Below are 23235 nucleotides of genomic sequence, written 5' to 3' on the forward strand. Positions count from 1 at the left end.
TCGACTGACCTCACGGGCAGTTGCAGCCCGTGGCGTAGACCAACACGAAGAGGGGCGTCAAGGCGGTCAGGGCGAAGCCGGCTGTGGTCAAGGCGGTGAGGCCCCGGCGGCGGCCCTTTGCGGGGGCGCGAAAGGTCTGCCAGGCGCCGTGGGCGAGGTAGAAGCTGAGCAGTCCGGCTCCCGCGATGGTCAGACGTGGGCTGAAGGACCAGCTCAGGTAGGCGATCAGAGCCAGGCCGGCGAGCAGGGCGCAGGTGAGCCGGCTGAGGAGTGCCTCGCCGGCGGTTTCTCCAACCGCCTCGATGACGAACTCGCCGACGCCTTTCGCTGCCCTGGGGACCCCCACGGCGCCCTTCATCCTCGCGGACGACCCTCCCTATACGGGGCCCGGTGTGAAGGACCCGCGCGAAGCCGGAATGGTTGCCGAGAGCGGGTCAAGTGCCGCGGGGGCGGCCGTCCTCGAACCCGTCCCGGCCATCTGGCCGGGGACAAGGCGTACATGCCCCGAGCGTCACGGCGCCGGGGCCAAGCCGCAGCGCGGCAACCCGACACACTCCGCTTCGTTCACGCCGTGCATCGCGACCTGGTGGTACCCGGCGGAGCTTGGCGCGGACGGACCCACGATGCCGCTCGCTGCTCCCGCGCCTGTGACCTCCGGGCCCACCTGCCCCCGGCGGACGGGCCCGCCGCGGCCGTCCGTACCTGTCCCTATTGCGGCTTCGGGCCCTTCATCAGCTTGCTGAGCTGTTCCAGGGGGCCTTCCTTCATGCCCCGGACGTAGTCCCAGCCGTTGTGATCGCCGCCCTGGATCTCGTGGATCGTGACCTTGACCGGGCCCTTGCCGAACTGCTGCTGGAACTTCTCCATCCGCTCGCGGCCGCCCTCCTTGGTGCCGTACTGGAAGAAGACGTTCACCTCGGGGCCCTTGTTGCTGATCAGCTTCGGGGCGAGCTTCTCGGGGTTGTTCGCGTCCATTTCCGCCTGGTGGCCCTTCCAGAGCGGGGAGTCCGGGACGATCTCGCCGCCGTTGGCTATGACGGCCCGGAAGCGGTCCGGCTTCTGCAGGAGCTGCTTGAGGCCGACGAAGGCGCCGGAGGAGTTGCCCATGAAGGCCCAGCCGTCGCGGGACTTGTACGTACGGAAGTTGGCCTGGGCGAGGTCGGGTACGTCCTCGCCGATCCAGGTGCCCATCTTGGCCTGGCCGGGGATGTCGGAGCCGTCGTAGTAGTACTTGTTGTCCGGGTTGAGGATCGGCATGATCAGGATGAACGGGAGGCTCTTGCCGGCCGCGGCGCCCTCGGCGACGGCCTTCTGGAGGCCCAGCTGCGGCATGGTCGCCCAGTAGTTGTCGGCGTTCCCGTTGCCTCCGGGCAGCGCGATCATGACCGGGAAGGCGCTCTTCGCGTACTCCGGGCGGTCGTACTCCTTGGGCGTCCACACCCAGACGCTGCCCTCGAAGCCGGACTTGGCGCCCTTCACCCGGGCCTTGGATATGCGGGTGCCGTCGTCCAGCTTGACCGTCTGCTTGAAGTCGGTGAACGGACCGGCGGGGAGGGACACGTCCGGGTCCGCGCTCGGCGCGGCGGCCTGCTTCCCGCCGCCGGTCTGCTTGTCCTTGTCCGCTCCGGTGGAGGGCTTCGCGTAGCTGACGGACTCCCCGTTCCCGTCGAACCAGTCCGTCTTCCAGTAGATCAACCCTGCGCCGGCGCCGGCGAGCAGGGCCACGGCCACCGCGGAGCCGATCCACACCTTCTTGCGGGATCGCCTGGGCTGCTGGGGCTGCGGCTGCGGGTACACGTGCACGAACTTCGCTCCGAACAGTGCGGCTGCCCTCGAGCGGGCAGAACGGGTGGGTCCTCCTCTTTGGATGTGTTTCTCGACCCCAAGGTTGCAAAAATATGCAGCAAATGTCGTTTAGGTTTCAAATGAGTGTGTCCGTGCCGCTGCCCACGGCCGCCGCAGCTGCGACGTACGCAAGGCTCGGCTTCAGATCAGGGCAGGCCTCGGTGCCACCTTCGTCACTGACCCCCGGAATCCCGATGGTTCCGGCTGGGCGATCCTCGCCTCCCCGAAGGCAACGAGTTCTGTGTCCTGCGCAGTTCGGTGAGCCCGTCATGCACCAGCCCGTTGGCAGACGCCCCGGCCCGGGGGTCCGAGTCAGGCGGACCGAGTAGTTCCGGACAGGTTTTGCGCACCGTGCGTGATGTTCCGGCCGACGATCGGAGTGGCAGGAGGTGTCAGCGCCGGGTGTTGGCGAAATGCGGTCCTTGGGATGCCTGGCTGGTAATCGACCCATCTGCACCCTTCAACTCCTTTTGTGGGGCGTGCGGGCCGATCCCTACGCTACGGTAACTTCGCTGTCTGTAACGGGGATGTCCCATGGAGAACACGAAGCATGAACACCAGCACACTGAATTGCCACAGCCGGTTGGAGGCCCTGGGGGCCCACGTACCCGAGACCGTGGTGACCACCCGGGAGCTGACCGAGGGGATATCCGCCGTCCGTGACGCGGACCTCCAGCGGATCACAGGAGTCGCCGAGCGCCGGGTGTACGACCCGGATCCGGCAGCCGCCGAGAACTCCTTCTCGATGGCCCTGTCCGCCGCGCGGGACTGCCTTGCCGCCTCCCGCTACGAGGCCGCCGACCTCGACGTCGTCATATCGGCCTCGATCACCCGGTTCACGGACGGAGGCCGCTTCACCTTCGAACCTTCCTTCGCCGCGCTGCTCGCCCGCGAGCTCGGCGCACGATCGGCCGTCCAATTCGACGTGTCCAACGCCTGCGCCGGCATGATGACCGGCGTCTACCTGCTCGACCGCATGATCCGCTCCGGTGCGGTACGCAACGGCCTGGTCGTCAGCGGTGAGCAGGCCACCGCCGTCGCCGAGACGGCGGCCCGCGAGGTCACCGACTCCTACGACCCGCAGTTCGCCTCGCTCTCCGTCGGCGACTCGGCGGCCGCCGTCGTCCTGGACGCCTCCACCGACGAGGCCGACCGGATCCACTACGTGGAACTGATGACCTGCTCCGAGTACTCGCACCTGTGCATGGGAATGCCGAGCGACCGCAGTCAGGGCATCGCCCTCTACACGGACAACAAGAAGATGCACAACCGCGACCGGCTCAAACTGTGGCCGCGGTTCCACCGGGACCTCCTGGCCAAGCAGGGCCGGGAATTCACCGACGAGGCATTCGACTACGTCATCCAGCACCAGGTCGGCACCCGGTTCATCGACTACGTGAACCAGACCGCCGAGGCCGAGTTCGAGGCCCCCATGCCCACCTCCCTCGCGGTCGTCGAGAAGTACGGCAACACCGCCACCACCTCCCATTTCCTGACGCTGCGTGAGCACCTGCGGGCCGGCACCGCCCGCCCCGGATCCCGGTTCCTCATGGTCCCCGCCGCCTCCGGCGTGGTGACCGGCGCCCTGTCGGCCACGATCACGAACATGGGGGTCTGAGCCATGGGAATGGTCATCGCCGCAGCCCACACCGCCACGCACCACGGCACCGGACCCGCCTCCGCCGTCGAACTCGCGAGCCGCGCCGCCCGCGCCTGCCTGTCGCAGGCGCAGGTCTCCCCGTCATCCGTCGGGGTCCTCATCAACGTCGGCGTCTACCGGGAGTCCAACACCTTCGAACCGGCCCTCGCGGCCCTGGTCCAGAAGGAGGTCGGCATCAACCTGGACTACATCGCCGACCCGGCCCCCGCCGCCGGCTTCTCCTTCGACCTCATGAACGGCGCCTGCGGTGTCCTCAACGCCGTACAGCTCGCCCAGAGCCTCCTCGGCACCGGCAGCGCCGAACGCGTCCTGATCACCGCCGCCGACGTGCACCCCGGCGGCGACGCCCGCCGCGACCCCGACTACCCGTACGCGGACCTGGCCGGCGCCTTCCTCCTCCAGCGCAGCGCCGACCCCGACGCCGGGTTCGGCCCCGTGTCCGTGTACTCGGGCGACGGGCCCAGCGACACCGAGGGGTACCTCGACACCGCCGCCATGGGCAGCGACGGCCGCTCCCGGATCACGGTCCGCCGTACCGAGGGGCACGGGGAGCGGCGCAGCGCACTCGCCGCCGCCTGTGCCGTCGGGTACGCCCGCGAGCACGGCATCGACCTGGACCGCACCCTCGTCGTCGGCCCACACGCCGGGGAGGACCCGCGCCCCGGGGAGGACCCGAGCGCCGGCCAGGACATCGGCGCCGGCGAGCCGCACACCGCGGCGCCGATCCTCGGCTACCTCCAGGCCCTGGCCGCCCCGCGCCCCAAGGACTGCGACCGGCTCCTCATAGTCGCCGCCGGCGCCGGCCCCAGCGCCGCCTGCGTCGCCTACCGGCCCGAAGGCTGGTGACGCGAGGCCATGAGCACCGTTCCCCATTCCGCAACCACCGCGGGCCTGGCCGACTGCCTGGAGCGCAACGCCGCCGCCTTCCCGCACAAGCCGGCCGTCATCCACCCCGACGGCCGCGAGCCCGGCGGCCGCCCGCGCTACCGCGAGGTCACCTACAGGGAGTTGCAGGACACGGTCGAGCAGACCGCCCACGGACTCGCCCGCGCCGGAATCACCCGCGGGACCAAGACCGTCCTGATGGCACCGCCCGGCCCGGAGCTCTTCGCCCTCGCCTTCGCGCTCTTCCGGCTCGGCGCCGTCCCCGTCGTCGTCGACCCGGGCATGGGCGTGCGCCGGATGCTCCACTGCTACCGCGCCGTCGGCGCCGAGGCGTTCATCGGACCACCGCTCGCCCACCTCGTACGGGTCCTCGGCCGGCGCACCTTCGGCCGCGTACGCATCCCCGTCACGCTGGGCCGCCACCGGCTGTGGGGCGGCCACATCCTCGCCGCGCTGCGGACCGCCGGTGGGCCGAGGACCCCCGCCGCCGACGTAGGCGGCGACGACCTCCTGATGATCGGGTTCACCACCGGAAGCACCGGCCCGGCCAAGGGAGTCGAGTACACCCACCGCATGGCGCTTTCCATCGCCCGCCAGATCGAGGCCGCCCACGGCCGCACCCGCGACGACACGTCACTGGTGACCCTGCCCTTCTACGGCATCCTCGACCTCGTCTACGGCTCCACCACCGTCCTGGCCCCCCTTGCACCGGCCAAGGTCGCCCAGGCCGACCCCGCCCTGCTCATGGACGCGCTGGAACGATTCGGCGCGACCACCATGTTCGCCTCGCCCGCCCTGCTGCGGAACCTCGCCGACCACCTCACCGCCCTGGGCCGCCCCCCGCGGGACCTGCGCTGCATCGTCTCCGGCGGCGCGCCCGTCCCCGACTCCGTCGTCGCCGCCCTGCGCACCGTCCTCGACGAGAAGGCGTCCGTCCACGTCACGTACGGGGCCACCGAGGTCCTGCCGATCACCTCGATCGAATCCGAGGAGATCCTCGGCGAGACCTCCGCCGGCAGCGCCCGCGGAGCCGGCACCTGCATCGGCCGGCCCGTCCCCGGCACCCGCGTCCGCATCATCCCCGTCACCGACGGCCCGCACGCCCGCCTGTACCCGGGGACCGCCCTGCCCGCCGACACCGTCGGCGAGATACTCGTCGAGGGCGAGTCCGTCAGCCCCCGCTATCACGACGCGCCCGGGTCCGACGCCCTGCACAAGGTGCACGAGAACCGGCCCGACGGCACCGCGCTCACCTGGCACCGCACCGGCGACCTCGGCTACCTCGACGACCGCGGCCGGCTCTGGTTCTGCGGCCGCACTTCCCAACGGGTGCGCGCCGCCGGCCGGGACCTGTACACCGTGCGCTGCGAGGGCGTCTTCAACGCCCATCCGCTGGTGCGCCGCAGCGCCCTGGTCGGCATCGGCCCGGCCGGCGCCCAGCGCCCCGTCGTCTGCGTGGAGAGCGACGTCCCGGCCGGCAGTCCCGCCTGGCGGGACCTCGTCGCCGAACTGCGCGCCCTCGCCGCCGACCACGTCCCCACCCGAGGGCTGGAGGAGTTCCTGCACCACCCCGCCTTCCCGGTCGACATCCGCCACAACGCCAAGATCGGCCGCGAGCAGCTGGCCCGATGGGCGCAGCGGCGCCTCGCCCCGCCCCCGCCCCCGTTCTCCCGGACCCGCGCGGCCCGCCTCGTACCGCTCGCCGGCTGGGCGTACCTCCTCGGCGGCGCGATCTGGGCGGCCGTCGCGGACGCCCCGGACGTACCCGTGCTGCGCTGGCTCTGGTGGGCCGACGCCTTCCTCAGCATCCCGGTGCACGCCGCGCAGATCCCCCTCGCACTGCCAAGGGGCAGGGCCGCGGGCCACGGCAGCACGGCCACCGCCGCACTGACCATGCTCTACGGCGCGACCTGGTGGCGAGCCCTGTGAACATCCTGATCACCGGGGCCACCGGCTTCCTCGGCGGCCACCTCGCCGACGCCTGCCTGCGCGACGGCCACCGGGTCCGCGCCCTGGTCCGGCCGGGCAGCGACACCGCCCGCCTGAGCGCCCTCGGTCCGGGACCCGAGCTCGTGCCCGGGGACCTCGCCGACGCCGCCTCGCTGGCCCGCGCGGCCATCGGCTGCGACACCGTGCTGCACAGCGCCGCCCGCGTCGTCGACCACGGCAGCCGCGCCCAGTTCGAGGAGGCCAACGTCACCGGAACGCAGCGGCTGCTGACGGCGGCCCGCGCCGCGGGCGCCACCCGCTTCGTCTTCGTCAGCAGCCCGAGCGCGCTGATGCACCTGCGCGAGGGCGACCGGCTCCGGATCGACGAGAGCACTCCGTACCCCACCCGGTTCTTCAACCACTACTGCGCGACGAAGGCCGCCGCCGAACAGTACGTACTGGCCGCGAACACACCGGACTTCACCACGTGCGCGCTGCGCCCGCGCGGCATCTGGGGCCCACGCGACCACGCGGGCTTCCTGCCCCGCATGATCGCCTCGATGCGGGCGGGCCGGCTGCCCGACCTGTCCGGTGGCAAACGGGTACGGGTCTCGCTGTGCCACGTCGACAACGCCGTCGACGCCTGCCTGCGCGCGGCCGCCGTCCCCGCCGAACGCATCGGCGGCAAGGCGTACTTCATCGCCGACCGCGAGGAGACCGACTTCTGGGCCTTCCTCACCGAGGTCGGCGCCCTCCTCGGCTGCCCCCCACCGCACCCCCGCGTCCCGATCACGGTAACCCGGGCCCTGTCCAGCGCGGTGGAGACGGCGTGGCGCCTGCGCCCCTCGGCCGCCACGGGCCCGCCGCTGAGCCGCTACATGACGGCCCTCCTCACCCGCTCCACCACGTACGACACGGGCGCCGCCCGCCGCGACCTCGGCTACGACCCGCCGCGCACCCGGGAGGACGGCGTGAGCGGGCTGCTCCGCTGGATCCACGCCACCGGCGGCATCGAGGCCTGGACGCAGCCGGGCCGCACCAGCACCGACCAAGGGACCACGCCACGATGACACCCCCTCACATCCCGTACCGGCGCCCGGTATCACCCACGGAACACCTCTACCTGGCCGCCGGGCACGCACGCGGCGCCATGGCCCTCCGCATCGTCGTCGAAGGCCACACCGCCCCCGAACCGGCAGCCCTCCGCGCGGCGGTCGCCCGGGCCGCCGAGACCTGCCCGGGCTCCCGCCTGGTACGACGCGGGCCCGTCTGGACCGCCGAGGGCCCGCTGCCCGCGATCCGGTACGCCGCTCCCGCCGCCGGGCGCATCGACGTGTCGGACCCGACCACGGCGGCACTCCTCACGGGCCACTCACACCGCAACGCCGCACCGGGCTGCGAGGTCCTGGTAATCCCCGGCACCACTGCGGACACGGCCACGCTGGTGTTCAGCGCCCCGCACGCCCTGATGGACGGTCACGGCGCCCTGACCTGGGTACGGGAGGTGTTCCGCGCCCTGCGCGGGGAGCCCGGCCGCCCCGCCCTCGCCCCGGACACCGACCGCGGCCTGCTGCGCCGCCTCGGCGCCACCACCCGGCGCCCGCCCCTCGTCCCCGACCGCCCGTCCCCCCTGGGCCGCCCGCCCAGGGGCCCCGAACAAACCCTCTGGCTCCGCCGAACCCTCCCCACCCACCACCCGGCCCTCACGGCGCGCCTGGCCCAGGCCTTGACGGACAGTGCGGCGGCGGGCGGCGCCCGATCCGGCGCTACATCGACCGGCAGCGCGGTGACGGGCAGCGGCAGTGCCCGCTCCGGCACCGCGAGCCGCGGCGGCACCCGTGTCATGATCCCGGTCGACTTGCGGCGCCACCGTCCCGGCATCGCCTCGACCGGCAACCTCACCCTTCCCCTGTTCCTGGAGCTGAGCCCCGGACAGGAGTGGCCGAGGGCACACGTCACCCTGCTCCGGGCCCTCTCCGAGAACCAGGAGCTCGCCGAGGGCTTCGAGTCGGCCCTCCTCCCACTGCCGCCGACGGCCAGTCGCCTGCTCCTACGGGCCGCCCAGGCCGGCGCCGTACGGGCCGACCGCCACCTCGCCTCGGCCGTCGTCTCCCACCTGGGGCGCCTGGACCCGGCCGAGTTCTCCGGCGGGGGCTTCACCGCGACGACCCTGTACGCACTGCCCGTCCACGCCCCGCTGGTCCCCGTCTCGGTGGTCGCCACCGAGACGGACACCGCGACAGAGCTCACGATGGGCGTCCGCGGCGGCCCCGACCTGGCCGTACGCGCCACCCGCCTCCTGGACGAGGTCCTGACCCACCTCCCGCCCTCCGCGGCCCCGGCGCCACCGCCGACGCCCGTACCCGCGGGGTCGTCCACCGCCGTGCCGCCGCCCGCGTCCGCAGCGGAGCCCGACTCCGCTTCGGCGGCCGGGCTCCGGCCGTCAGCGGTACCCGCATCCGATGCCGTGCCGCCCCCCGCCACCGTCGTGGAACTGTTCCGCGCGCAGGCCGCCCGTACGCCCCGGGCGCCCGCGCTCGACGGGCCCGGCGGGGTGGTCACGTACGCCGAACTGGACCACCGCTCCGACGCCGTGGCCGCCGCGCTGCTGAGCCACGGCATCGGGCGCGAAGACCTCGTCGGTCTGGTCGTCGACCGCACCCCGGCCGGGGTATGCGCCCTGTGGGGGATCCTCAAGGCGGGTGCCGCCTACGTGCCGCTGGACCCCGCCCACCCCGCCGCGCGGACCGCGGAGATCCTCCGCGCCTGCGGCGCCCGGCTCTGCCTGACCCAGCGTCACCTCGCCGAGCCCCTCACCGCACTCGCCCCCTGCCCGCTCGTCCTCGCAGAGGACCTCGTCACCGCCCCTCCGCCCCTGCCCGTACCCCCGGCCCCCGCGCCGGAGGACCTCGCGTACGTCATCCACACCTCCGGCTCCACCGGCCGCCCCAAGGGCGTGCAGATCGAACACCGCGCCCTCGCGGGCTTCGTCCACTGGATGACACAGGTCTGCCGCGTGGACGCCCGGACCCGCTTCGGCTTCGCCGCCTCCTACAGCTTCGACATCTCCTGCTTCCCCCTCTTCCTGCCCCTCCTGGCCGGCGGCACGGTCGTCCTCGTGCCCGACGCGCCCTCACGCGCCACCCTGCACCGGCTGGTCACCGACCACCGGGCCGACACCCTCGCCCTCACCCCTTCCCACCTGCCCCTGCTGTCCGACGCCGGCGCAGGCGACGTACGCACCCTGCTGCTCGGCGGCGAACCGCTGACCCCGGCCGCCGTACGCACCGCCCGTACCGCCTTCGGTCCCGACTGCCGCATCATCAACGGCTACGGCCCCACCGAGACGACCGTCGTCTGCCTCGCCCACGTCGTGGACGACGCGCGGCCGACGACCGCCGCCACCCTCGCCATCGGCATCCCCGGCCCCTACGCCCGGGTCGACCTCGTCACCGAGGACGGCGAACGCATCGGCACCGGGGCCGAGGACACCGGCCGCACAGGGGAGATCGTCGTCAGCGGCGTCCAGGTGGCCCGCGGCTACCTCGGCCCGCCGGACGGCCGCCCCTCCCCGTTCACCGAGGACAAGGACGGCACCCGCACCTACCGGACGGGCGACCTCGGCCGGCGACTGCCCGGCGGGGCGGTCGAGTTCGCCGGGCGCATCGACGGCCAGCTCAAGATCGCCGGGCACCGCATCGAGCCCGCGGAGATCGTCGCCGTGCTCGAGGCCCGGCCCGAGGTGAGCCGCGCCGTCGTGGCCGTCCGCCGCCGCCCGCACACCACCACGCCGGTCCTGTGCGCGTACGTCGTCGCGCGTGCCGACGGCTCGTACGGCCCGGGCCCGAACGGTTCGGGCGACCAAGGCGCTCGGCACGGCGGCCCCGACCTCCCCGCCACCCTGCGCGCCGCGCTCACCGCCCTGCTGCCCGCCGCGATGGTCCCGGCCCACGTCATCACCGTGGACGCCATCCCCAGCACGGTCGGAGGCAAGGCCGACCTCGACGCTCTGCCCGACCCCTTCACCTCCGCCCCTGTCGTCGCCCACGACACGGCGGGGCCCGCCACCCTCCAGGCACGGGTGGCCGCCCACTGGGCCGCGATCCTCGCCGTGGACACCGCCCGGCTGTCCGCGGAATCCGACTTCCAGACCCTGGGCGGAGACTCCCTCGCCCTGGTGGAAATGCTCACCGCCGTCTCCGACGACCTGCTGGAACCCGCCCAGGCCCGCCGCTTCATGGCCGGCCTCGACTGCCTGGTACGGAACCTGACGCTCACACAGGTCTGCGCCCACCTCACGGTCGCCCGAGAGGAACTCCCCGCATGATCTTCGTCGGAGACGGCGCACTGCTGCGCCGAGCCGTCGCACACGCCGCCGCGCAGGGCCACCCCGTAGACCTCGTCTGCTCCGAGGAACCGCAGGACGCGGCAGGGGCCCGGCACCTGCACGTCCCCGCCCCCGACGACATCAACGCCCACGCCGACGCCCTCGCGCACGCCTGCACCGACGGCGTCGTCTGGTCCCTCAACAACCGCCGGATCTTCCGCGCACCGCTCCTCTCCCGGGGCCTGCGCATCCTCAACATCCACAACGGGCTGCTGCCCCGCCACCGCGGACTGCCCTCCGTGGCCGTCCTCTTCGCCCTGCTGAACGGCGAGCACGAATACGGCGCCACCCTCCACGAGGTCGACGCGGGCATCGACACCGGCCGCGTCCTGGCCGAGTACCGCTTCCCGATCGCCCCCGACGCCCGCCACTTCAAGGTCATGCTCCGCGGCGTGCGCGCCTGCCAGGCCCTGTTCGAGGAAACCCTGCCGTCGGTCGCCGCGGGCGCGGCCCTCCCGCGCCCTCCCGCCCCCGCGGGGCCGTCGGCGTACTACGGGACCCGCGCCCTGGCCCGGCTGGCGGACCATCGCAGTCACCCGGCCTACGCCGCCGCCACGGACCTCGGCCCCTTCGCCGCGCACGCTCCCGAACTGGCCGCGGCGATCGGGACGGCGGTGCCCGCCGACTGAACGGTGCCTGCCACATGGCCTGCTGGGCGATCCGCCAACGCCTCCGCCGGCATCCCTGCGCCCCCCATCCTCCGTACCGCCCGCGACGGTAGCGCCGCATCCGTGTCGTCCACAGCGTCTTGGCCGAAGAGATGACTTTTCAGGCCGCGTCACCCGGAATGGTCAGGCATCCGCTCCTTCCGTGCGTATGGGACGTGACCTGTGGTTTCCTGGGCCCGCCTCGCGTGTAGCGAGGCGACTACGTGGAGTGAAGGGGATGTTGTCGTGAGCGTTCTGGACATCAAGCTGGACCGGTCGTTCGATGTCTTCGACTCGGACCGCGACGGGCGGCTCGAGAAGTCGGACGTCATCGGCCTCTCGGACAGGCTCGCCGAGTCACTCGGTGTCGCTCCGGCGGTCGTGGCCGGCCTTCGGGGCTCGTTGGAGGACCTCTGGGACGCCGTCTTCCAGAGGATGGACAAGAGCGACGACGGAGCGGTCGACCGACAAGAGTTCCGGGCGGCGTTCCGGGCGCGGATCGTCACGGATCAGAACAGGATCTGGGAACGGATCCGGAACATGAGCAATGCCTGGACGGAGCTCGGCGACCGCGACGGCGACGGCATGCTGAGCCGGGAAGAGTACACCTCGCTGCTCCACGGCATGTTCCGGCTGCCCCGCGAGACCTTCGACGAGGCGTTCAATCAGTTGGACGTCGACGGTGACGGGCAGCTGAGCCGTGACGAGATCAGCTCCGCAATGAAGGAGTACTACACGAGCGACAACTACTCGGCCCGCGGGAATCAGTTCTTCGGGCGCCTCTGAGGGCTGTCCGAGGAGGCCCGGAAGAAGGAGGGGGTATGCCGTCTTTGCCCTCTGCTGCCCCCGCCTTCCTGCAGTGGTTTTTCCAGACCGGTTCGTATGGCGTCCCCGCTCGTTGACCGGGAGAGGAAGCCGATCACTCAAAACCTGCTGGAGGACCTCTGATGGCCGATGCCGCACTGCCGGTGATTGTTCTCTCCGACTCCGACCCGCTGCGCCGGCATGAAACCGCTGAGCTGGTGCAAAGCTGGTACCGGACGTCCTTCCGCGTGCTGCAGGTCGGAGGGCAGGCGGAGGTGGTCCGCGCGCTGCGCGCGCTGGCCGACCGGAAGGTACCGGTGGCGGCCGTGCTCGCCGACGAGGCAGTGGACCCGGGTGCCGCGCAGCACCCGGGCGTGCGCTGGCTGTCGCTGCCGGCCGAGCGCGGCAATGCGGAGTCCGACACCCCCGTCGGGGCGGCCCGGGACGATGGCAACCCGGCCGAGCACCTGCGTGGCGCGCTCGACGATTCCCTGTGCACGTGGAACGCCGACTGCGACGGTGGTCTGCCGACCGCCGAGGTGCGCGGGAGCCGCTTCTCACCCGCCGCCTACGCGGTGCGCGACTTCCTCGGCCGCAGTGGCGTGATCTTCCGCTGGCTCCCCGAGGAGGACGTACGGGACGCCCCGGTGACCGTCCGCCTCGGGGACGGCACCGAGATCGTGGATCCTTCGATCAGCGACCTGGCCGAGCGGCTCGGTCTCCTCCGGCCGGCCGAACAGGACCACTACGACGTCGCGGTGATCGGCGGTGGCCCCGGAGGTCTGTCCGCGGCCGTGTACGCCGCTGCCGAGGGTATGAGCGTGGTCGTGATCGAGGACGACGCGCCCGGCGGGCAGGCGGGATCGACCTCGCGGATCGAGAACTACCTCGGTTTCCCCGTAGGTCTCACGGGCGGTGATCTCGCCCAGCGCGCCTTGCAACAGGCCCTTCGCGCCCGCGTCGAGTGGCAGCCCACCCGGGTGGCCAGTCGGGTGACCCCGACGGACACCGGTGACCACACCGTCGAGTTCGTCAAGGCGGGTACCGATGAGACGTCCTCGGTGACAGCGGCCGCGGTGGTGGTCGCCACGGGCGTGGACTGGAACCGCCTGACGGCTCCCGGCGTCGACCGCCTGCTCAACTCCGGTGTGTACTACGGCGCATGCCTGTCCGACGCCCCCTCGGCTGCCGGGGAGGACGTGTACATGGTGGGCGCGGGCAACTCCGCCGGACAGGCCGCCCTCTACTTCGCGCGCTACGCCCGCACCGTCACCTTGCTGGTGCGGGGCACCGACCTCGGCGCTTCCATGTCGAGCTACCTGGTGCAGCGCATCGAGCGGACGCCGGGCCTGCAGGTCCTCCTGGGGACAGAGGTGGCCGAGTGCCACGGCGGGACGACTCTCACCGGTCTCACTCTGCGCGATCGCGAAGGCGGCGAGCGAACGGTCCCCGCGCACTGCCTCTACGTGTTGATCGGCGGCCACCCGTCGACCGACTGGCTCGGAGGCAAGCTGAAGCTCGACGGCCGCGGATACGTCCTGACCGGAATCGGCGGAGCCGGCCCGGACGTGCTGCCGATGGAGACCAGCGTGCCCGGCGTGTTCGCCGTGGGCGACGTGCGCTCCGGATCCGTCAAGCGGGTCGGCGCCGCCGTGGGTGAAGGAGCCGCAGTCGCCCAGTGCCTGGTCGAGTACCGCCGGCGGCATCCCGCGCGCTTCCGGGATGCGCGAGCGGCCTGCGGCTTCTGACGGACACCGCCCTGCTGCCGTTACCGCTCGGGCGGTAACGGCAGCAGGGCGGAGGCTTCTTGCTCGGGTGGGGAGCCGGGCCCCGTGGCCGTGCGGCACGGTGGCGATGTCGGTCCACGGCAGCCCTTGGCCGCCGGGCCACCCACTGCCGACCTTGGCCACCCCGCCGCCGGCAGAGCGGCTCGCCGGGGACGCGGCCCCCTCCCGCCGGAGCGGGCCGCCGAGACCCTGGCAGGGTATCCGTCCTCCCGCCACGGCGGCGTAGCGGTGCAGTGAGGCGTCGAGCGCCACGAGGGCCGTCATCCAGGCACGGCGACCCGTCGGGCCGGACGCCCTCGGCGATCGCCCCGGTGTGCCCCATCGCTCCGGGGCGGAATCAGCCGCCGCCTCTGTGGAGGAAGAGGAGAAGGCTGCTCGCTTGGGCGGGGGTCAGGTCTACCGGAACGTCCCGGGGAGCCGGTTTCCCATCGGCAATGGCGAGGAGGCGGGCCTCGGCTTGTTCGGGTGGGACGCTGTCGAGGATTTCATTGATCAGTTTCATCATCTCTTCGTCCGAGAGTGCTTCCGGATCGACGAGGTTCTTCGGCTTCTTCTTGTCCATTTCCGGCCTCACCGCGTAGTCATGTGATCGAACTGGACCCGACACTGCCCGGTGTCCGTCCGCCTGCAGGAGGAGTCCCGGGTCCGTCCTGTCACCAGCCCGGACGAGCCCCACGCCTGGGTCCGAGCCGGCGCACGAGTGGCGCGGGGCCGCGTAGCCCGAGACACCAGACGATGGAGCCGGGACCACCACCGTCCCGGCTCCGGCCCTGTGGGAGGACAAGTCTCAGGGCCGACGACGCCCTCCTCATCAGCATGGGCGATGCGCGGGGGGCCCGCGAGGCGAGCTGGGCGGCGCAACTTGCACACCGTGGGCGCCGGGCACGTCAGCCGCCCGCGGCGTCCTCGGCCTCCCAGCGCAGCAGGTCCCCCGGCTGGCACCTGAGCACTTCGCAGAGCGCGGCGAGCGTCGTGAAGCGCACCGCCTTGGCCCGGCCGTTCTTGAGTACCGCCAGGTTGGCGGGCGTGATCCCTACGCGCTCCGCGAGCTCGCCGACGGACATCTTCCGCCTGGCGAGCATCACGTCGATGTCGACGGTGATCGGCATCAGATCACCTCGTCCAACTCGGCCTGCATGTGGGCGGCTTCGACGTCGCGCGCGACGGCCTGGGCGAGCAGCATCCGCAGCACGAGCACGATGAGCGCGACCCCCAGGATGGCCAGGCCGACCCCGCCCATGATGACGGTGACGCCCGGGTCGTCCCGCTGGCCCGGCGCATTGATGGCCGTGACCGCGAACCACAGGAGGGCAGCCGCCACGATCGCGCCGATCACGGCGTCCACGTACCGGAAGGCGGCGTGGGAGAACACGGTTCCGCGTCGCACCATCGTCACCAGCCGCCAAACACTGACGAGGGCGACCTGGGCCGACAGCATGCCCAAGACCGTGATCACGCGCAGCGGGGTCAGCGGGAGCGCCCCGTCCTCCGGGTCGCTCCCGCTGACCAACACCCACACCATCAATACCTGCACGAACACGGTGCCGACGAGCACCACCGCGAGCACGGCGCGCAGCGCACGCACGGTCAGCTTTCCCATCGCCCATCCTTCCATCGAGTTGCGATGTGAATCTATCGAAATTCGATAGACGAGACAAGGGCTGGGGCGAAGGGGTGGGCGGGGGTTCCGCGCCGTGGCGGCACGTCGCTGCCTCGTGGTGGAAGGCGCCCGGACGGGGGCCGTCACACTCCCCGCCTGGGCGCCCTGGACCGGCTTGGAGAAGGCGGTTCTCTCCGGCCGGTCAGCCGTGCATCGCCACGCGGTACAGGGTCGCGAGCGCACCGTCGATGGGATGTGGCCGCGGCCTGCCCGAGGAGTCGAGCCTGTTCCACCTCTGCATGTTCACCGCGACCGCCATCTGCCGCTTGCCGTCGGCACGGGTCATGGCCAACGCTCCACCACCCCAGACCGTGCCGCCATGACCCCAGAAGGTGTCCTGACCCGGCTCCTCCACCGGGTGCAGCCCGAGGCCGTACTCGATCGTCTTTCCCTCCTGGGAGACGACCTGGACCGTGCGTTGCATCTGCGCCAGCGACGACGGGCTGACGATCTCGCCGGCCAGCAGCATGCCGTAGAAGCGGTTGAGGTCCGTGACGGTCGATATCAGCGAGGCCGAAGGACCTACCCATGACATGTCGTAGACGCTGTAGTCGCGCGGCGGGTCGATCATGCCGAACCACGACTCGTAGAGCTGCGAGTGCGGCCCGTTGATGTACGGCCCGGTGGGGATCTCGGTGTCCTGGAGTCCGGCGCGCTCGATGACGTTCTCGGTGATGTACCGCTCGGCCGTGGTGCCGGTCGCCTGTTCCAGGAGTTCGACGAGGAGCAGGTAGTTGGTGTTGGAGTACAGCCCCAACGCACCACCCGGGGCACCGAAAGCCGGTGCGGCGACCCCCAGCTCGATCAGCTCGACGGGGTCGAACCGCGCGAACCGGTGGTCGTCCAGGCTCTGGGGGCTGGTGTTCGCGAGGTCGGGGAACGCCTTGAGGGAGGGATAGGCGTACGGGAGGTACTCGGCGAGGCCGCTGGTGTGGTTGAGCAGCATCCGGACCGTGATCGCGTCACCGCGTTCTCCGGGAACCAGCCTCGGAAGGTACCGGCCGATCGGCGAGTCGAGACCGATCTGACCGCTCTCGACCTGCTGCAGAACCGCAGCGGCGGTGAAGGTCTTGGTGATGCTGCCGACGCGGTGCCGCATGTCGGCGGTGACAGGGCGACCGGTGGCGACATCGGCGACCCCGGCGGCGCCGCGCCAGACCTGCTCGCCGTCACGCACCTCGGCGAACAGCCCCGGCATCCCGGCGCGGTGGACGTTTTCAATGGCGGCGTTCAGCGTCTCGGGATTCAGTGGGTTCCTCACAGCATGCGTCCTTTCGCATTCCCCGGGTTGAGCTCCACGTCGGTCGCCCGGCCCGGGTAACAGGGCACGAGTGGCATGCCAGCCCGCCTGCTGCCGGGCCGGCACGCTCATGCCCTCATTATGCACGCAGTGCGTGCAACACCAAGTGCATAGGTTAGACTGAGACCCGGCGAGAGGAGCGAGATGACACGGCGAAGGCGCTGGTCGACCGAGGAGATCCTGGATGCGGCGGCGGAGCTGCTACGCACGAGCGACGCCGAGTCGTTTAGCGTGCGCAAGCTCGCAGCTGCCCTCGGAACCGATTCCTCCAGCCTTTACCGGCACTTCCGCAGCAAGACCGAACTGCTGCGCGCGGTCGCCGACCGGATCCTCGCGGCCGCTATGGACGGCTACCGCCCCGAAGGCGACTGGAAGCAGCGCATCACTGCCCTGGCCCTGCGCGTGAGAGAGGCCTTCGGTCAGCAACCCCAGCTCGCCGCGGTCTGGGGACGCCATGCGTCAGGCGGCACCGGTTCCCGGCTGGTCATGGAAGAGCTGCTGCAGGCCCTGCGGGCGTCGGGACTGCCTGACGAGGAGATCCCGGCGCGCTACCACCGGATCGCGGTCCTCATCGCCTCGCTGATCGCCTCCGAGGCCGGGGTCAGCACCATCACCGCCGAAGAGTACGAACAGGGCATGGAGCTGTTCCGTGTCGCGGTACTGGGCGCCAACCCCGAACGCTTCCCTGCCCTGGCCCACTTCGCGCGCGACGTCCGCCCCCTCGGGGCAGACCGCCGCGCCGCGTTCGAAGAGATCCTCGCCGCCCAGCTCGCCCACATCGAGTCCGCAGTCCGCCCGAGCTAGGTCCGCCCGGGCCAGGTCCGCCCGGGCTGCGGACGTTGGTGAGGTACTGCCCGATCGCGACGTCGAGGATCGCGGCTCCCCGCGGAGCTGCGAGGGTGCCGTCGAGGGCCTGGTAGGCCCGCGCGGCCGCGAGGTTCTCCGCGAACGCGGCGTCTGCGGTGTCCCGCACGATCCCGAGCCCTGCCGGCTCGGCCGCCCGCTTTTTGGACATGGTCCCGGGCCGGAAGGCCCGGCGCCGGTCGGCCCCGCCGTGCTCCTCGGCGACGCAGGGGAGGACTCAGCCGTCCGGCTCATCAAGGGCACCGGCCACGACGCCGAACAAGGATCAAGCGGAGCCGTCCCACCCTCGCGTTGCGGTATGCCTCCGCGCCCCACGCTGCCCTGATGACGGCGGTCCCGCACCCCGGCCGCCGAGGCCCGGAGGAGATCCCGCATGCGCGTCGTCCTGCCCTTGACCGCTGTCGCCACCGCCGCGCTCCTGCTCACCACGGTCACCGTCGCGAATCCCGCCGCGGCAGGCCCGAGCCCCGACGGCGCACCGCTGGTCGAGGTGTCCCACGGCGACCCGTACGCGCACTGCACCATCGGCGCGATTTCTCCTGACAGCGTCGTCTATCCGGGCACTGAGGTCGAGCCGTACCTGTCCGTCGATCCGCGCGACTCGAAGCACGTGGTCACCGTGTTCCAGCAGGACCGCTGGAACGACGGCGGCGCCCGAGGCCTGGTGGCCGGCTGGACCACGGACGGCCGCACCTTCCACCGGAGCACGCTGCCGTTCAGCCTGTGTGCCCCGGGCGGCGCGGACTTCGAACGGGCCTCCGACCCCTGGGTGAGCACCGGACCGGACGGCACCGTCTACGCCGGCGGGGAGGGCGTCGACTTCACGAGGAGCACGCGCAGCGCCCTCCTGACCGTCACCTCCCGCGACGGCGGCCGCACCTGGCAGAACCTCACCACCACGCACGTCGACGAGCAGCCGTTCTTCAACGACAAGCCCTCACTCACCGCCGACCCGATCCGCAAGGGCACCGCCTACCAGGTCTGGAACCGCCTCGACAACGACCCACCCGGCCGCAGCTCCCTCGACGGTCCGGGCTACATCTCCCTCACCCGCGACGGCGGCCGCACCTGGAGCGAAGCCCGGCCGTTCGTCGACACCAGCATCGTGCGCAACACTCAGACCATCGGCCATCTGATCGTCGTCGACCGCCGCACCGGCACCCTGTACGACTTCTTCGACCGGATCACCTACTCCGACGACCTGAGCACCGTTGCCGAAGCCCACTACGCGATGGTCACCTCGACCGACGCCGGAGAGACCTGGAGCGCCCCGGTCACCGTGGCCCGGGACACCTCCGTACCGGAGGTCGACCCGAACGACCCCACCAAGCTGCTGCGCGCCGCGGCCACCCTGCCCAGCCCGGCCGTCGACCCGAAGACAGGCACGCTGTACATGGCCTACGAGGGCTCGGACTTCTCCGGCGGCAAGTTCGACTCCGTCCAGCTGGTGCGCTCCACCGACGGCGGACGCACCTGGGGGCCCCCGGAGCTGATCAGCCCGGAGAGCGTGCCGGCCTTCTCCCCGTCGATCGCGGTCGACGAGCGGGGCACGGTCGCGCTCACCTACTACGACCTGCGCTTCCTCAAGCCGGGCAACACCACCACCCTGCCCACCGCCTACCAGCTGGCCACTCTGCCGCACGGAGACCCGAAGCTTCTGACCGAGCGACGGATCTCGCGGGTCTTCGACTGGCTGCAGGCCCCGTTCGCCGGGGGCTACTTCCTCGGCGACTACCAAGGCCTGGTGGCAGACGGCAAGGGAGTACGGGCGGTGCTGACCGAGACCCACTCCGGCGCACCACAGAACCGCACGGACGTGTACAGCGGCAGCCTCCGCACCCGGTGACCGCCCCAGCCAATGACCCCTGTGAGGAGAACGGCTCTGGCCGCCTGCTGCCCGTGCCCGTGCCCGTGCCCGCTTTCCGCAGTACCGCGCTGCGCCGGTCCCCGGCCCGCCCGGTGTGGGGCGGGAAGCCGTGGGAGCGGCTCGGTATCGAGGCGGCGGGTTGGATGTGGCAGGGCAACTCGGGTGAATCTCCGACCGCGCCATCGCCAGGTCACGTTCTCGGGTGAGGCGTACTTCTACGCTCGGCATGGGTGCCAGCCGACCGGCACCCACTACGCGGAAGAATGGAATCCCCCATGCGTCTTCGCACCACAGCCGTCGCCCTCGCCGGAGCCCTCGCGCTCACCCTCCCCGCCGGCGCTCAGGCGTTCGCCGACGACGGGCAGGCCTTCAACTATGTCTTCCTCAAGGACGGAGAGCGCCAGCTCGCGCAGATCAGCGAAGTGACCGAGGGCAAGTGCCACAAGCTGGAGGTCACTGACGGCGCCGTCCAGGAGATCGCCAACGACACCGACATGGTCGCCCTGCTCTTCGACAACGCCACGTGCAACGGTGAACCGGTTGTCGCTGCCGGCCCCGGTGAGAAGGCCGGCGACATCACAGCTGTCGCCGTGGCCTTCGAGCGCGCCGAGCAGGCCGAGCAGGCCGAGCAGGCCGAGCAGGCCGAGCACGGCGACGGGGCAGTGAGGCCCGGCAGCGACGCGGACGAGCAGGAAGACATCTTCGACAGGGTCTTCTCCGCCGTGGGCTGACGCCGCCCGCCGTGCCGGCCCGGAACCCATGGGGTTCCGGGCCGGCCGCGCAACGAGTGCTGTGACGGCATGCCGACCCGGAAGGGCTCACGCGGACCCCGCTTCCGCTGCGTACCTGCCAGCTCATCAACTTCATTAGTTATCCCTAGTGTTGCGCATGTATGATCGCGGGCATGGAGTTGCTGCGTTTGTCCAAGGCTGCGAAGCGTCTCGGGATACACCCGATGACGCTTCGTCAGTGGGCTCTCGACGGCAAGATCCCGTTTACGTGGGTCGGGCGTGAGCGCCGGTTCTCCTCGGTTGACGTGGAGAACATGAAGCGCGGCGGTGATTCCTCCCGTCCGCGGCTGGAGCTTCTGTACGTGCGCGTGTCCGGCTCGTCCGGGCAGGAGTCTTTGCTTGAAGCCCAGGAGCAGGAACTGCGGGCCACCTCGACCGGTGAGATCGTTAAGGTTCTCCGCGACCGTGCCTCGGGCCTGAAGGAGAACCGGCCGGGACTGAACCGGGTGTTGGCGATGGTGTCGGACGGCTCGGTGACCGTGGTTCGCGTGACGCACGAGGATCGGCTGGCGCGTTTCGGGGTGGGCTGGCTGAAGCGGCTGTTCGCCGTGTACGGGGTCGCCGTGGAAGTGCTGCACCCGAAGAAGCTCGGCGGTCGCGACGAACTCCTCGAAGACTTCGTCTCCCTGGTGACGACGTTCGCAGGCCGCCTGTACGGGATGCGGAGTGCGGAGAACCGCCGTCGGCTTATGGCCGAGTCCGGGCAGTTCGGCGACGAGGAGAAGGCCGCGTGAGCCGGAAACTGCCGCTCGCCGGCGGCGAGACCTCCCGCACCGCGTGCGCCCGCGCCCTGATCCGGTCGGGAGTGGACGAGAGGACCGGCGAGGTCCTCACCACCACGGCCCTGACCGAACGCGTGAGCTGGTGCACCGATCTGGTGGCCGGCATGACCGCCAGCCTGCTGGGCGAGCACTGGAACACCACCGACCTCGACACGCTCGCCTCCGGCGAGGATGCGGGCGGCAGGAAGCTGCCGTCGAACGCCTGGATGGCACTGCGCCGCCTCGGCTGGACCGCCGCCCCCGAGGCCAAGGTCAACGACCGGATCGTGCGCATGGCCCAGGAACAGGCCGGGCGCGCGCTCAGGTCGGCCAAGTGGCGCGCCGACCTGTCCGCCGGAGTCCTGACCACCTGGCCCCAGGACCCGGCCAGGCGCACTGCCGAAGAGTGGGACTCGGTACGTGCCGCGATACCGGGCGGCGAGCACCTGCCGTCCACCGTCATCCGGTCCAGAACCCGCCAGATCGTCTCGTTCGAGCGGAGCAACGGGCGGCTTCCGGCCGACCTGTTCGAGCTGGAGTCGACGCCGCGTGTGCCGCACATGCTGCTCCTCGCCGCGTGTGACGGACAGCAGGCCGGCATCGAGCGGTCCGCCACGGAGCCGACGAAGGCCCTGCTGCGCTTGCAGCTGCCCACCCGCCCGGACCCGCAGGTATACCGCGACTGGACCTGGGTGGAGTGCGCGATCACGCTGCCGCCAACGGTCCCGGCGAACGCGGTCATCCACCTGCCCACCCTGCGCATCACGGGCGGGAAAGTCCGTGCCGACCTCGCCTACACCCACGCCGTGCCGAAGACCCGGCGCACCGGGCACACGGTGGCGTTGGGTGTGGACTGGGGCCTGAACACCCTCCTCGGCGCGGGCGCGGGCCGACTCCACCCCGACGGGAAGATCACCGCCCTCGGCGCCGGCGGTCAGTTCCGTGCCGCCGGGATACTCGCCAAGCAGCACCGGCTACGGAAGATCTCCGAGCGCCTGCACGCCAAGGCCGACCGGTACGCCCGCCTTGCCGACTCCGCCCTGGACGGCAAGGCCGCCACGCTGGCGCAGGAGATCCGCCGTGTCTGCGAGCGCCGCTCGAACCTCAACGACGCCCTCGCCTGGGCTGGCGCTCGCTGGGCCGTGGACCAGGCCGCCGCGGCCGAGGCCACGGTCATCTACCTCGAAGACCTCCGGTCGATGGAAGCCGGCGGCATGGGCCGCACCCACAACACCCGCATGTCCCAGACCGTGCGCGGTCAGATCGCCGACCGCATGCGGCACCTCGCCGCCGAGACCGGTATCGCCGTCGTCACCGTCCCACCGCGCAACACCTCCAGGCACTGCCCCTGCTGCCTCACCCCGCTGCGACACCGCAAGGCCCCCGACCGGCCCACCGTGCCGGGATGGAAGTGGGCCATCTGCCCCGGCTGTGGCTGGCAGGGCGACCGCGACCAAGGAGCCTGGCGACGAATCGCCGCCCGCGGCCTCGCCCACCAGACCAGGACCGTCGTCGACCGCGCCAGCGGCACGATGGTGATCCGCGGCGTGGACGACGCATTGGAGGCCAAGGCCGTCATCACGACGGTCCCGAAGACCCACCGGTCGGACCGGTCCAAGACCGGCCCGACACGGCCACGAACCAACCGCCTCACGCCCAGGCGACGTGAGGTTCCCTCCCCGGCACGGCCCTCGGGTCGCGCCGGCCAGCGTCCGGAGGGACACGCACCAACGGACCGGACACGGCTGCCCCGCGCATCCCACCGGCACCAGAGCGTGACCACGATCAGCACACCCATCACCGGCCGGCACCGGCCACGCGGAGCAGCACTCGGCGCGGGATTCCACCTCCACGCTCACGCTTCCCCGCCCAGGTGGACAGAACCCACACCGGACCCCACGGTTCGCATGGGTTCGCTCAGCTGATCAGAGACGCTTCCCTGCCGTGCCCCGTCCCCGTGAACCGCACCGACTGCGGGAACGCGCCCGCCGGCGCCGTCCGGCGGCGCTCTCGTCGGCTCCGCGCTGCCCTCGATCTGCTGAACAGGG

Annotated in this window: 19 protein-coding genes and 1 pseudogene; 14 read left to right on the plus strand and 6 right to left on the minus strand. The window is 71.6% G+C overall.

Going from position 1 to position 23235, the window contains the following annotated elements:
• Positions 1 to 10: 10 nt before the first annotated feature.
• Complete coding sequence (locus AB0M76_RS38035) at positions 11 to 358, minus strand: lysine transporter LysE (RefSeq protein ID WP_365957305.1); 348 nt, start codon at positions 356 to 358, stop codon at positions 11 to 13.
• Between the two features lie 350 nt (positions 359 to 708).
• A complete protein-coding gene (locus tag AB0M76_RS38040) occupies positions 709 to 1803 on the minus strand; it encodes an alpha/beta hydrolase-fold protein (protein WP_365957306.1) in 1095 nt (364 codons plus the stop codon).
• Between the two features lie 196 nt (positions 1804 to 1999).
• Between AB0M76_RS38040 and AB0M76_RS38045 the strand changes: the two are divergent.
• The 9 genes and pseudogenes from AB0M76_RS38045 to AB0M76_RS38085 form a co-directional block, all read left to right on the plus strand.
• Positions 2000 to 2100 (plus strand): annotated as a pseudogene (locus AB0M76_RS38045) (VOC family protein); the annotation flags it as partial.
• A gap of 295 nt (positions 2101 to 2395) precedes the next feature.
• Complete coding sequence (locus AB0M76_RS38050) at positions 2396 to 3463, plus strand: 3-oxoacyl-[acyl-carrier-protein] synthase III C-terminal domain-containing protein (RefSeq protein ID WP_365957307.1); 1068 nt, start codon at positions 2396 to 2398, stop codon at positions 3461 to 3463.
• A 3-nt stretch (positions 3464 to 3466) separates the two neighbouring features.
• A complete protein-coding gene (locus tag AB0M76_RS38055) occupies positions 3467 to 4351 on the plus strand; it encodes a hypothetical protein (RefSeq protein WP_365957308.1) in 885 nt (294 codons plus the stop codon).
• Between the two features lie 9 nt (positions 4352 to 4360).
• Entirely contained in the window at positions 4361 to 6319 is a 1959-nt protein-coding gene (locus AB0M76_RS38060; protein ID WP_365957309.1) for a fatty acid CoA ligase family protein, read from the plus strand.
• Complete coding sequence (locus tag AB0M76_RS38065; protein ID WP_365957310.1) at positions 6316 to 7389, plus strand: NAD-dependent epimerase/dehydratase family protein; 1074 nt, start codon at positions 6316 to 6318, stop codon at positions 7387 to 7389. Before AB0M76_RS38060 ends, AB0M76_RS38065 begins: the two co-directional genes overlap by 4 nt.
• A complete protein-coding gene (locus tag AB0M76_RS38070; RefSeq protein ID WP_365957311.1) occupies positions 7386 to 10646 on the plus strand; it encodes an amino acid adenylation domain-containing protein in 3261 nt (1086 codons plus the stop codon). Before AB0M76_RS38065 ends, AB0M76_RS38070 begins: the two co-directional genes overlap by 4 nt.
• A complete protein-coding gene (locus AB0M76_RS38075; protein ID WP_365957312.1) occupies positions 10643 to 11335 on the plus strand; it encodes a formyltransferase family protein in 693 nt (230 codons plus the stop codon). The genes AB0M76_RS38070 and AB0M76_RS38075 overlap by 4 nt, the downstream gene beginning before the upstream one ends.
• A 201-nt stretch (positions 11336 to 11536) precedes the next feature.
• Positions 11537 to 12139: an EF-hand domain-containing protein gene (locus AB0M76_RS38080; protein WP_365957313.1), complete on the plus strand. Its 603-nt coding sequence runs from the start codon at positions 11537 to 11539 to the stop codon at positions 12137 to 12139.
• A 161-nt stretch (positions 12140 to 12300) separates the two neighbouring features.
• Complete coding sequence (locus AB0M76_RS38085; protein ID WP_365957314.1) at positions 12301 to 13905, plus strand: FAD-dependent oxidoreductase; 1605 nt, start codon at positions 12301 to 12303, stop codon at positions 13903 to 13905.
• A 376-nt stretch (positions 13906 to 14281) separates the two neighbouring features.
• Here the strand turns inward: AB0M76_RS38085 and AB0M76_RS38090 are convergent, their stop codons facing one another.
• From AB0M76_RS38090 to AB0M76_RS38105, 4 genes are all read right to left on the minus strand, one after another.
• On the minus strand, positions 14282 to 14506 hold the full coding sequence (locus AB0M76_RS38090; RefSeq protein ID WP_365957315.1) for a hypothetical protein: 225 nt from the start codon (positions 14504 to 14506) through the stop codon (positions 14282 to 14284).
• A gap of 325 nt (positions 14507 to 14831) precedes the next feature.
• Entirely contained in the window at positions 14832 to 15053 is a 222-nt protein-coding gene (locus tag AB0M76_RS38095) for a helix-turn-helix transcriptional regulator (protein ID WP_266999265.1), read from the minus strand.
• Positions 15053 to 15544 carry a DUF2975 domain-containing protein gene (locus tag AB0M76_RS38100; protein ID WP_365957316.1) on the minus strand — a complete coding sequence of 164 codons (492 nt, stop codon included), beginning with the start codon at positions 15542 to 15544 and terminating at the stop codon, positions 15053 to 15055. The genes AB0M76_RS38095 and AB0M76_RS38100 overlap by 1 nt, the downstream gene beginning before the upstream one ends.
• A 202-nt stretch (positions 15545 to 15746) precedes the next feature.
• On the minus strand, positions 15747 to 16865 hold the full coding sequence (locus AB0M76_RS38105; RefSeq protein WP_365957317.1) for a serine hydrolase domain-containing protein: 1119 nt from the start codon (positions 16863 to 16865) through the stop codon (positions 15747 to 15749).
• Between the two features lie 183 nt (positions 16866 to 17048).
• Here AB0M76_RS38105 and AB0M76_RS38110 point away from each other — a divergent pair, with 183 nt between their 5' ends.
• The 5 genes from AB0M76_RS38110 to AB0M76_RS38130 all read left to right on the plus strand — a co-directional run bounded on the left by AB0M76_RS38110 (position 17049) and on the right by AB0M76_RS38130 (position 23112).
• On the plus strand, positions 17049 to 17708 hold the full coding sequence (locus tag AB0M76_RS38110) for a TetR/AcrR family transcriptional regulator (RefSeq protein ID WP_365957318.1): 660 nt from the start codon (positions 17049 to 17051) through the stop codon (positions 17706 to 17708).
• A 433-nt stretch (positions 17709 to 18141) separates the two neighbouring features.
• Positions 18142 to 19614 (plus strand): neuraminidase (sialidase), encoded by a 1473-nt coding sequence (locus AB0M76_RS38115; RefSeq protein ID WP_365957319.1) that lies wholly within the window; start codon positions 18142 to 18144, stop codon positions 19612 to 19614.
• 296 nt (positions 19615 to 19910) lie between these two features.
• Positions 19911 to 20366, plus strand: coding sequence for a hypothetical protein (locus AB0M76_RS38120; RefSeq protein WP_365957320.1), 456 nt, complete (start codon positions 19911 to 19913; stop codon positions 20364 to 20366).
• Between the two features lie 173 nt (positions 20367 to 20539).
• Complete coding sequence (locus AB0M76_RS38125; RefSeq protein ID WP_365957321.1) at positions 20540 to 21160, plus strand: IS607 family transposase; 621 nt, start codon at positions 20540 to 20542, stop codon at positions 21158 to 21160.
• A complete protein-coding gene (locus AB0M76_RS38130; RefSeq protein WP_365957322.1) occupies positions 21157 to 23112 on the plus strand; it encodes a zinc ribbon domain-containing protein in 1956 nt (651 codons plus the stop codon). The genes AB0M76_RS38125 and AB0M76_RS38130 overlap by 4 nt, the downstream gene beginning before the upstream one ends.
• Positions 23113 to 23235 lie beyond the last annotated feature (123 nt).

Origin of the sequence: Streptomyces sp. NPDC051364, assembly GCF_040682115.1 — a bacterium.
Lineage (GTDB): Bacteria > Actinomycetota > Actinomycetes > Streptomycetales > Streptomycetaceae > Streptomyces.